This window comes from Sphaerisporangium sp. NPDC004334, from assembly GCF_053602655.1.
In genome coordinates this window covers 207,209-217,447 of the sequence record NZ_JBSGDZ010000018.1, presented here as the reverse complement: position 1 = coordinate 217,447, position 10,239 = coordinate 207,209, and the positions used below count along the sequence as shown (strand labels likewise).

General features: G+C 71.6%; 8 protein-coding genes. 4 read left to right on the top strand and 4 right to left on the bottom strand.

Annotation, left to right across the window (positions count from 1 at the left end):
- Positions 1-546 (top strand): RICIN domain-containing protein (locus tag ACWEN6_RS24590; RefSeq protein ID WP_452573116.1); only part of this gene is annotated, 546 nt, incomplete at its 5' end.
- 399 nt (positions 547-945) lie between these two features.
- Here the strand turns inward: ACWEN6_RS24590 and ACWEN6_RS24585 are convergent.
- Entirely contained in the window at positions 946-3,027 is a 2,082-nt protein-coding gene (locus ACWEN6_RS24585) for a PQQ-dependent sugar dehydrogenase (RefSeq protein WP_452573114.1), read from the bottom strand.
- A 622-nt stretch (positions 3,028-3,649) separates the two neighbouring features.
- Positions 3,650-5,077 (bottom strand): MFS transporter, encoded by a 1,428-nt coding sequence (locus ACWEN6_RS24580; RefSeq protein ID WP_452573130.1) that lies wholly within the window; start codon positions 5,075-5,077, stop codon positions 3,650-3,652.
- A 218-nt stretch (positions 5,078-5,295) separates the two neighbouring features.
- Between ACWEN6_RS24580 and ACWEN6_RS24575 the strand changes: the two genes are divergently transcribed.
- Together ACWEN6_RS24575 and ACWEN6_RS24570 are read left to right on the top strand one after the other, a co-directional pair.
- A complete protein-coding gene (locus ACWEN6_RS24575) occupies positions 5,296-6,174 on the top strand; it encodes a LysR family transcriptional regulator (RefSeq protein ID WP_452573112.1) in 879 nt (292 codons plus the stop codon).
- Between the two features lie 122 nt (positions 6,175-6,296).
- Entirely contained in the window at positions 6,297-7,304 is a 1,008-nt protein-coding gene (locus tag ACWEN6_RS24570) for an RNA polymerase subunit sigma-70 (RefSeq protein ID WP_452573110.1), read from the top strand.
- A gap of 347 nt (positions 7,305-7,651) precedes the next feature.
- Here ACWEN6_RS24570 and ACWEN6_RS24565 read toward each other — a convergent pair whose 3' ends face one another.
- Positions 7,652-8,215, bottom strand: coding sequence for a dihydrofolate reductase family protein (locus ACWEN6_RS24565; RefSeq protein WP_452573108.1), 564 nt, complete (start codon positions 8,213-8,215; stop codon positions 7,652-7,654).
- 93 nt (positions 8,216-8,308) lie between these two features.
- On the opposite strand from ACWEN6_RS24565, the gene ACWEN6_RS24560 reads away from it, so the two are divergent.
- Positions 8,309-8,473 carry a hypothetical protein gene (locus ACWEN6_RS24560; protein ID WP_452573106.1) on the top strand — a complete coding sequence of 55 codons (165 nt, stop codon included), beginning with the start codon at positions 8,309-8,311 and terminating at the stop codon, positions 8,471-8,473.
- Positions 8,474-8,649: 176 nt separating this feature from the next.
- Here ACWEN6_RS24560 and ACWEN6_RS24555 read toward each other — a convergent pair whose 3' ends face one another.
- On the bottom strand, positions 8,650-10,116 hold the full coding sequence (locus ACWEN6_RS24555; protein WP_452573104.1) for an MFS transporter: 1,467 nt from the start codon (positions 10,114-10,116) through the stop codon (positions 8,650-8,652).
- Between the last annotated feature and the right edge of the window lie 123 nt (positions 10,117-10,239).

Genomic DNA, 10,239 nt, shown 5'->3' with positions numbered 1-10,239 from the left:
AGCGGCGTCGGCCACCAACTCCCCATGACCGGCCAACTCGCCTACGCCATCACCTTCCTCGGCCTCGACGGAACCTCCACCAACCCCACCCCCACCCCCACCCCCACGCCGACCGTCACCCCCACCGTCACTCCTACGCCGACCCCCACTCCGACCGGTGGGGGCAACGGGGCGATCAGGGGAGTGGGCTCCGGCCGGTGCCTGGACGTGCCGAACGCGAGCACCACTGATGGCACCCAGGTCCAGCTGTGGGACTGCAACGGGCAGACCAACCAGAAGTGGAGTTCCACCTCGGCGAGCGAGATCAGGGTCTACGGCAACAAGTGCCTGGACGCCGGCGGCAGCGGCAACGGCGCCAAGATCCAGATCTACTCCTGCCACGGTGGCGACAACCAGAAATGGCGGGTCAACTCCGACGGGAGCATCACCGGGGTGCAGTCGGGGTTGTGCGTGGACGCCGTCGGCGCCGCCACCGGCAATGGCACCAAGATCCAGCTCTACTCCTGCAATGGCGGCGGCAACCAGAAATGGACCTGGGCGAGCTGATCGCCGAGTTCCATGACCGGCTCGGCTCCCGGAGCCGAGCCGGTACCCCGGCCGAGCCGGGCGGAGGGCGTGGGCGCGTCACGGCCGGCTACTGAGTGACCATTATCGGCACACTGACGACGAGCATGCGATCGCATGTGTTGAGGTCGCCTTCGCCTACCCCGATCTCGCTATGGTAGCCCTTACCAGGCTATTCGATCTTGCCGGTGGCGGAGCGCAGAAAGCGCTTAGACTCGTCGCAAGCGATCGAGTGCGAGGCTTACCGCGACGCCGCGATCCTGCGTTGGGCCACGACATGGCCCGGCACCGGCCGCCGCGGCCGACCGGGCCGCGCCCGGACGGCCGGACGGCCGGTGGTCCGCGTGTCCGCGAAGACCACCGGCCGCGCCGTCGTGCCGGCTAGAAGCCGAGCGTGACGTGGAAGATCTTCTCGTTTCCGTTGTTCGGGATGCCGTCCTTGTCGCCCTGGGTGCTGGTGGTCAGCCACAGGCCGCCGTCGGGAGCGGGCTCCACAGTGCGCAGCCGGCCGTAGGTGCCGTTGAAGAACACCTGCGCGCTGGGCAGGCTGCTCCCGCTGATCGGCACGCGGTACAGCCGGGTGGCGCGCTCGCAGGCGATGTAGATCACGTCGCTCACGATGGCGATGCCGGAGCAGGAGCCCTCCGCCACGGGGTAGGTGCGCTTGGGCGCGATGTACCCGGCGGTGCCGCAGGTGCCCGTCGTCCCCTCACACGCCGGCCAGCCGTAGTTGCCGCCCTTGGTGATCAGGTTGGTCTCGTCCATGATGGAGTTGCCGAACTCCTGCTCCCACAGCCGGCCCTGCGAGTCGAACGCCAGCCCCTGCGGGTTGCGGTGCCCGTAGCTCCACACGTAGGTGCCGAACGGGTTGTCCGACGGCACGGTGCCGTCCGGGTTGAGCCGCAGGACCTTGCCGTTGAGGCCGTTCAGGTTCTGCGCGTTGTCGCCGTTCTGGGCGTCGCCGGTGCTGGCGTACAGCTTGCCGTCCGGGCCGAACCGCAGGCGGCCGCCGTTGTGGTACTTGTTGCGCAGGATCCCGGTGAGCAGGATCTGCTCAGAACTGAGGGTGAGCTGGTCGTTCTCCAGCTTGATGCGGACGATCCGGTTGTCGGTCGACGTCGTGTGCATCATGTACAGCCAGTGGTCGCTGGCGAAGGTGGGGGCGATGGCCAGCCCCATGAGGCCGCCCTCGCCGTCGGTGTCGTCGACGTTCGGCACCGTGCCGATGTTGGTCTTCGCCCCGGTGGCCGGGTCGAGGTGGATGATGTCGTGGACGTCCCTGCGGCTGTAGAGGATCGTGCCGTCGGGCAGCGTGAGCAGACCCCACGGGAGGTCGGTCTCGGTCGCGATCTGCGTCACCCCGCACACCGAGTCGGCGCACCCCCCGCCGGTGGTCACGGTCGCGGTGTTGCTGCGCGACGAGACGTTGGACTGCGCGTCGCGGGCCACCACGTAGTACTGGTAGCTCGTGTTCGCCGACAGCCCGCTGTCGATGAAGGTGGTGGCCGGCGGGTTGCCGGTGACCGTGCCCACCAGCGCACCGCCGCGGTAGACGAGGTAGGCGCGGACCCCGACGTTGTCGGTGGCCGCGGTCCACTGCAACGTCACCGTGGTGCCGGACGCGGAGCCGGTGAGCTGGCTCGGGGCGGTGGGCGCCTGGGTGTCGGACTGGCACTGCGGTGGCGTGATCGTGACCGTCGCGCTCGCCTGGGAGACGTTGCCCGCCGCGTCGCGCGCGTTGACGTACAGACCCCACGTCGAACCGGGGACCACGGTGAGGGTGGTGGACAGGGTGGTCCCGCTCACCGACTTCATCAGCTGGCCGTCGTGGTAGACGTCGTAGAACGCCACTCCGACGTTGTCGGTGGAGGCGCTCCACGCGAACGTGACCGAGTCGCACACCAGGCCGCTCACCCGCGGGTTGCCCGGCACCGTCGGAGGCTGGGTGTCGGCGCTTCCGGTGGACGTCGTCCACTTCTGGTTGCTCTGCCCGTTACACGTCCACAACTGCACCGGGGTGTTGTTGGTGGTCCGGCCTCCGCTCACGTCCAGGCACATGCCGGACTGCACGCCGACGATGCTGCCGTCGGAGTTGATCCGCCACTTCTGGCCGGCCGCCCCGGTGCAGGTGGAGATCTGCAGCGTGGCCGGGGGCGTGGTGTCCTGGCCGACCACGTCCAGGCACCTCGGGGAGCTGTACACCCGGAGCTCTCCCGCCGTGGTGGAGGTCCACATCTGGCTCGCCTGCCCGTTGCAGTCGTAAATGGTGACGCGGGCGCCTGGCGTCGTGGAGTTGCCGGCCACGGTCAGGCAGCGGCCGGACGCCACGCCGACCACGGTCGAGGTGGCCGCCGACGCGGGCGTCGAGCTCGCCACGATCATGGCGGCCACCGAGGCGAGCGCGGCCACGAAGGCGGCCAGAGCGCGCGGCCACGGCCGTCCACGGGTGGTTAAGGCGAACATTCGTATCAGTCCTTACCGGGGTCGTTCGAGGGTGGGGTTGCCAGGGGAGGGGTCTCGCGCGGCGCCGGCGGGACCGCGGTGCGCGGTCACCACTGAGAAGCCGGCCGGCGCATTGCGGCGACGGCGCGGCCCGGGCTCGGGGTACGGCGCCGCCGACCGCACCCCGTGAGGTCCGTTCGCTGCCAGATCCAGCAAAATGGGACAGAGTCCATCAAGAATGAACAGCACCTCTCTGACAATGCTGTCAGAAATCTGGTCATGATTCCCGACGAATGTGGCATATCGGATTGCCCGCTCACCGAAGCCGTCCGATGGCGGGCGGCACGCCAGGTCCGGCGACGGGGGCGCCTCACGCGGGTGACCGCGCCTTGACGTGGGGCTCGGCCGCGGGTGGTGGTGCCTCTGCGTCACATGGGACGCCACCTGAAGATCATCGAGCCCGAGATGAAACATTCACCGCCCGCCCGCTCCCCCGAACCCCTCTGCCCGAACCAGACCAGACCAGACCGCGAGATCGCGACGGACATGATCCACGCGCTGCGGTCGGCGAAGGGAGCGGGTGCACGAGGGCGGGAACACGCAGTCACATCCGACCGGCTACTGAGCGCAGCCTCTATCGTAATCACGGACGGCGTGGCGCGCCGGCGCGCCTTCGGAGCGTGGCGCGCCGCGCCCCGGAGGCGAAGGGGAGGGCGGCCGCGCCGCACACCACGGCCGACAGCAGCAGCGCGCACGCCGGTCCGGTCGCGGGGCCGAGTCCCATGAGGGCGCCCATGGCGGCCACGCCGAGCGTGGCGCCGGCCTGGCGGACCGCGTTGAGCATCCCTCCGGCGGCGCCGGCGCCGCCCTGGGGCGCGGCGGCGACCACGGCCGTGACGACGGCGGGCAGGACGAACGAGACGCCGAACCCGCTGAGCAGCAGCCCCAGGGCCAGCACGCCGTACCCGGCGCCGGCCGCGACGGCCCATCCCAGGACGGCCCCTCCCGCGGTGAGCAGCGCCAGTCCGGCGACGATGGGCGGGCGCGGGCCGAAGCGCGCCACGACGCGACCGGTGACCGGCGGGTTGAGCACGAACGGCAGCGTCAGCGGCAGGAAGGCCAGCCCGCCGGCGGTCGCGCCGAGGTGGCGGTCGCCCTGGAGCAGCAGCGGCAGCACGAACAGGCCGCCGTTGAGGGCGAAGCCGACCGCCGCGCCCGCCGCCAGCCCGGCCCGCACGCCCCCGGCACGCAGCAGCGCCGGGTCGAGCACGGGAGCCGGGCCGCGTCGCCCGAGGACCGCCGCCCCGGCCGCGAGCGGCACCACGGCGAGCCCGGACGCGGCGGCGTGCGCCCACGAACGCGAGCCCGCGGCGACCAGCGCGTCGGTCAGCAGTGCCAGCGCCCCGCCCGCCGCCAGCTGCGCCGGCCAGTCGATCCGCCGGTCGCCGCGCGGGTGGTCGGCCCACCGTCCGGCGACCAGGACGAGCACGAGCGCGGCGATCGGCACGTTGATCAGGAAGGTGGCCCGCCATCCGGCGAGATCGACCAGCGCGCCGCCGGCGACCGGGCCGGCCGCCACCGCGGCGCCGCTGATGGCCGCCCACGCCGCCACCGCCCGCGCGCGTTCGGCCGCGGCGGGATAGAGCCGCGCGATCAGCGCCATGGAGGCGGGCACGCAGGCCGCCGCGGCGACGCCGAGCAACGCGCGCGAGGCGACCAGCCACCCGAGCGCCGGGGCCAGGGCCGCCGCCAGCGAGCCCAGGCCGAACACCGCGACCCCCACGCGGAAGGCGCGGCCCGCGCCGTACCGGTCGGCGACCGCTCCCGCCGACAGCAGGCAGGCGCCGAAGACCACCGTGTACCCCGTGGTCACCCACTGCAGGCCCGCGATGGGGACGCGCAGCGAGGACGCCAGATCAGGCTCGGCGACCGACAGCACCGTCATGTCCAGCAACACCATGAAATATCCGAGCGAGATGCCCAGCAGCGCCGGCCACCGCCGACCGTCACGCCCCGCCCCGCGCGGCCACCCGCCCGGTCGGCGCCCCTCAACCGGGCGGTCGTCCGTCACACGGTCGTCCGCAGGATGACCCTCGTGACGGCCGCCCGCCGGATGGCCGTGCGCGGGATGGCGGCCCGTGGCGCGCGGCATGCCCGGCGAGGCGGAGGAGGAAGGGGAAGGAGAAACGCTCATGCGGCAACTGTCCGCGCCGGCGCGTTCGGCCTCCACCGCGCGGGCCGAACGCTCCGTTCGGAATTTCCGAACGCCGTCCGCAGGTTGGGACACGCATGGAACTGCGCCAGTTGAGCATCTTCGAGGCGGTGGTGCGGCACCGGACGGTGACCGAGGCCGCCGTCGCGCTGGGGATGGCGCCCTCCAGCGTCTCGGCACAGATCCGCGCCCTGGAGAGGTCGCTGGGCGTGGTGTTGTTCGAGCGCACCGCCAAGGGGATGCGTCTCACCGAGCCGGGCGAACGCCTGGTGACCTGGGCGGGCCGGTTGCTGGAGCAGGCCGGGCGGGCGCGCCGCGAGGTGAGCGGCGAGGCGGCCACGCTGCGCATGGGAGCGCTGGAGACCATCGCCGCCGTCCACGGGCCCCGCGTGCTGGCCAGGCTGGCCGGCCGCCGTCCCGGCCTGCGCGTCGAGGTCCGGCCGAGCGTGAGCCGCGATGAGTTGCTGGCCGAGGTGGCCGCCGGGCGGCTGGAGACGGCGCTGCTGCTGGACACCGGCGCCGCTCTTGGAGACCTCGGCTTCCACCCGCCGCGGGCGCCGCTGACCTTCGTGGACGTCGGCGCCGTCCCGCTCGTCCTGGTGGCCGCCCCCGGCCACCGGCTGGCGGGACGTCCCGTCCTGGCCGCCGGGGAGCTGTCCGGTGAGCGGCTGCTGGTCAACGCGGAGGGCTGCTCGTTCCGGATGGCCGCCGACCGGCTCATCGGCCCGGACACCGAACGGGTGCGGGCGGGCGGGGTGGCGGTGATGCGCGCCTGGGCCGAGCAGGGGCTGGGCGTCGCGCTGCTGCCCGATTTCGCCGTGCGGGAGGCGTTGTGCGCCGGGACGCTGGCCCGGCTCGCCCTCCCCGTGCCCGGCCTGAGCCTGCGGCTGGTCTGGCGGGACGACAGGGAGGACGTTCCCGGGCTGCGCGAACTGCTCTACGCGGCGGCGTCCTGAGCGAGCGAACCGCTCTCCGCGGGGTCCCCGTACGGCCCGGTGTCAGCGGCTTCACCGATCAGAAATCCTCCGCCACGTCGTCGGTTCTGTTAGCCCTCGCACCGGTGGAAGGATTGATGACCATGACCGACCCCAGAGCGCTGGGCGCCGACGAGGCCACGTTCCTCGCGGCGGTTCGCTCAGGCGACACGGCGCGGTTCGCGCTCATCACGGAGCGCCACCGGCGCGAGCTGCAGGTGCACTGCTACCGGATGCTCGCGAACTACGAGGATGCCCAGGACATGACGCAGGAGACGTTCCTGCGAGCGTGGAACAAGCGGGAGTCGTTCAAGGGCCACGCGACCCTGCGGACCTGGCTGTACCGGATCGCGACGAACGCCTGCCTCGACTTCCTGGACAAGCGCAACGACCGCACACCCGTGCCGTCCGACCTGCCGGACCCCGGCTCCGAGGTGCTTTACCTGCAGCCCTACCCCGACCGGATGCTGCCCGAGGACCCGCAGGAATCGGTGGTGGCGCGGGAAACGATCGAGCTGGCGTTCATCGTCGCCGTCCAGCACCTGCCGCCGCGGCAGCGGGCGGCGTTCATCCTGCGCGACGTCCTCGGCTGGCCGGCGTCGAAAGCCGCCGACGCCCTCGAACTGACCGTCGCATCGGTGACCAGCGCACTGCAGCGGGCCCGTGTGACGATGCGCGAGCAGCTGCCCGACCGCCGCCTCGACTGGCGGAGCCCCGCCACCCACGAGCTGTCGAATGACGAGCGCGGCGTGGTGAAGTCGTATATCGACGCTCACGAGCGCAACGACCTCGACGGGCTGATGTCCCTGCTGCGCGACGACCTGCGCTTCGCGATGCTGCCCGAGCCGGGCACCTCGGTCATCACGGCCAAGGACGCGGTGGACGGCTGGGTCTCCGGTGGGCTCTTCCAGCGCGGCCACGACGACTGGCGCTGTATCACCACGACGGTCAACCTCATGCCTGCCGCCGTGCTGTACCTCCGCACTCCCGACGACCCGGACTACCGGCTATTCGCCATCGCTGTCCTGCGCGTCGTCGACGGGAAGATCGCCGAGCTCACCGGATTCGGCGCCGCCGACAAACCATGGCTGGGCCTGCCCCCGACACTGTGATCAGACAAGTCCCATCGTCGACGAGTGCGGCGCGCGGGCCCGCCGTCACCGAAGTCACCGCGGATTCAGCACCCCGACCAGCTGAACACCAACGCGACAACGCGAACACCACCGCCCCGCCGGCGTTGCCGGCGGGGCATCTTCATGCCCGAAGAACATCGTCACGATCAACGACGCCGTCGTCCCTCATCTCCCGCAAGTCGGTCAACAGCTCACTCGGAACGCAAGGAAGGGCCCGGGGAAGGTTCCCTCATAGCCGAGGGTCACGGTGAGCACGCCAGAAAGGACTTCGACCTGGCCTCACGGGCCCAGGTCCTGGCCTCACGGGCCGAGCATCTGCCCCGTGCTCATCGCCTCGTCTCGTATCGGGTCAGCACCACGCCGCCGGGAAACGTCCGCGTCTCCACCAGGTTCAGGTTCACCCAGCTGTCCAGGGCCGTGAAGAACGGCGTGCCGCCGCCCACCAGGACCGGGTGGGTGACCAGCACGTACTCGTCGATCAGCCCGGCCCGCATGGCCGCCTCGGCGAGCGTGGCGCCGCTGATTTCCATCGGGCCGCCGTTCTCGGCCTTGAGCCGGGTGATCTCGGCGACCGCGTCGCCGGTGACCAGGCGGGTGTTCCAGTCGACCGTGCTGGTCGTCGAGGAGAACACCACCTTCGGCATGTCCCGCCAGCGGCGGGCGAACTCGATTTCCGCCGGCGTGGCGCCGGGCTGCTGGTCGGCGGTCGGCCAGTGAGAGCTCATCGTCTCCCACAGTTTGCGCCCGTACAGCGCCAGGCCGGTCGCCCCCACCCGGTCGGACCACCACTGGAACAGCTCGTCGCTCGGTACGCTCCAGCCGCGGTCGTCGCCGGGCGCGGCGATGTAGCCGTCCAGGCTCAGGTTCATGCCGAAGATCAGTTTCCGCATCGTGCCAGCCTCTCGTGAGTCGATCTCACACGTACAGACGGGTACGGCGCGGAAACCTAATCGGTGCGCGACCCGCGTCCGCGGGTAGTGCTCTTGTTCCGGACTCGGCACGGCGTACTCGGCTGGGCTCGTTCTGATGACCAGGTCAGGGCGTACTCGGCGTTCGAGGAGTTGCCGTCGCTGTCGAAGCTGCGGCAGCTCGGCGAGATCCCCGACGTGCCGGACAGCGACGGCGGCGCGGACGAGGAGGGGGTGTAGAGGCCATGGTTCCCGCGGCCACGGCGACCTCAACGTGCTGGGCCGCTACAGCGTCCTCGGCTCGGCCCGGTCGGCGGCGTGCTGCGGTCCCTGCGGGACCCGACCGAAGCCGAGGACGATGCGGTGGGTCATGCGGTGTACTCCATATCGTGGTCGGAGGTGATCGCCGATGGGTGTCAGGCGTCTTGGGGGACGGTGTCGTCGACGGGGGTGGCCGCCTGGTCGCCGGCGGCGCGCCCGGTGCGGACGAACCCCCAGCCGACCAGGGCCGCCGCGACGAGGGTGAGGGTGAGGCCCGCCGTGGTGACGGCCTGGTGGAACTCGCCGGTCTGCCGCGGGCTCCAGGGGGACGCGGCGATGTCGCCGGTGAACACGATGGCGAGGATGGTGCCGGTGACGGCGATGCCGATGCCGGAGGTGATCTGGGAGGCGGTGTCGACGAGCGCGGTGCCGATGGTGGTCCGGTTGCCGGGCAGGCCGCGGACCACGTTGAGCCCGGCCACGACGCCGACCACGCGCATCCCGGCCGCCACGAGGACGAGCGCCGTCGCGATCCACAGGTAGCCGAACCGGCCGAGCAGGCCGTAGACGGCCAGGCCGGACACGACCGCCGCGGCGCCGGTCCAGGCGGCCCGGTCCAGGCCGACGCGCCGCACGAACGGGTCCACGAACGGGCTGCCCGCGAGGAGGACGACGACCTGCGGCAGCATCCCGACAGCGGCCAGCGCGGGCGGCCAGCCCCAGTCGAGCTGTAGTTGCAGCGTCACCATGTAACCGAGTCCCGCGGTCGCCAGCCCGGCGGCGGCCTTGTAGGCCAGGCCGCTGGAGACCAGGGGGAGGGCGAGGAGCTTCAGGTCGAGCAGCGGATGGCGGGTCAAGCGCTCGCGCAGGACGAAGCAGATCGCCGCCGCCGTGGTCGCGGCGGTGGCCGCCCAAGGCACCCAGGAGCCGGCGCCCTGCTCCACGAACAGCGTCGGCGCGAGGAGCGCGAACACGATCGTCGCCGTGCCCAGCAGCATCCCGGGGACGTCAAGGGGGTCGCGGTGGAGGCCGCCCGGGTCGTCGTCGTTGAGGCCGTACCGAACGCAGAAGAACGCCAGTACGGCGATCGGCACGTTCACCAGCAGCAGGACCTGCCACGGTGCGATCGCCAGCACCAGGCCGCCCGCCGTCGGGCCGATGGCGAGCCCGACCATGCCGACGGTCGAGATGAGGGTCAGCGCGCGCACGCGCAGGCCGTCCTCGTCGAACAGCCGGAACGCCAGCGCCATCGAGCCCGGGGTCGTCATCGCCGCGGCGACCCCCATCGTCGCCCGCACGGCGATCAGTTGCCCGGCGGTGGTGACCACGGCGGTCGCCAGGCTCGCCACGCCGAGCAGGACCAGGCCGACCAGCATGATCCGCCGCCGGCCGAACCGATCGGCGATCGCGCCGAACGCCGGCATCAAGCCGCCGAACACGACCGCATAGGCGCCCGTCACCCACTGCAACGCGGTCGTCGAGGCGTCCAGGTCGCGTCCGATCACCGGTAGTGCGACGTTCAGGATCGAGTTGTCCAGCATCTCGAACAGGAACACCGCCGACAGTCCCGCCAACGCGATCCACGCCTCCCGCAGCGACCGGGGCGCGGTCGTCTCACGCATGGAGGACTCTGTTCACGTCGTGATCGGTACGGGCGCGGCCCGGCCGCTCGCGCGGCCGGCTGAGATGCGCACCGGCGACAATGAAGGTTGTTCGTGCGAAGAGCATGTCACTAAGTTATGCGA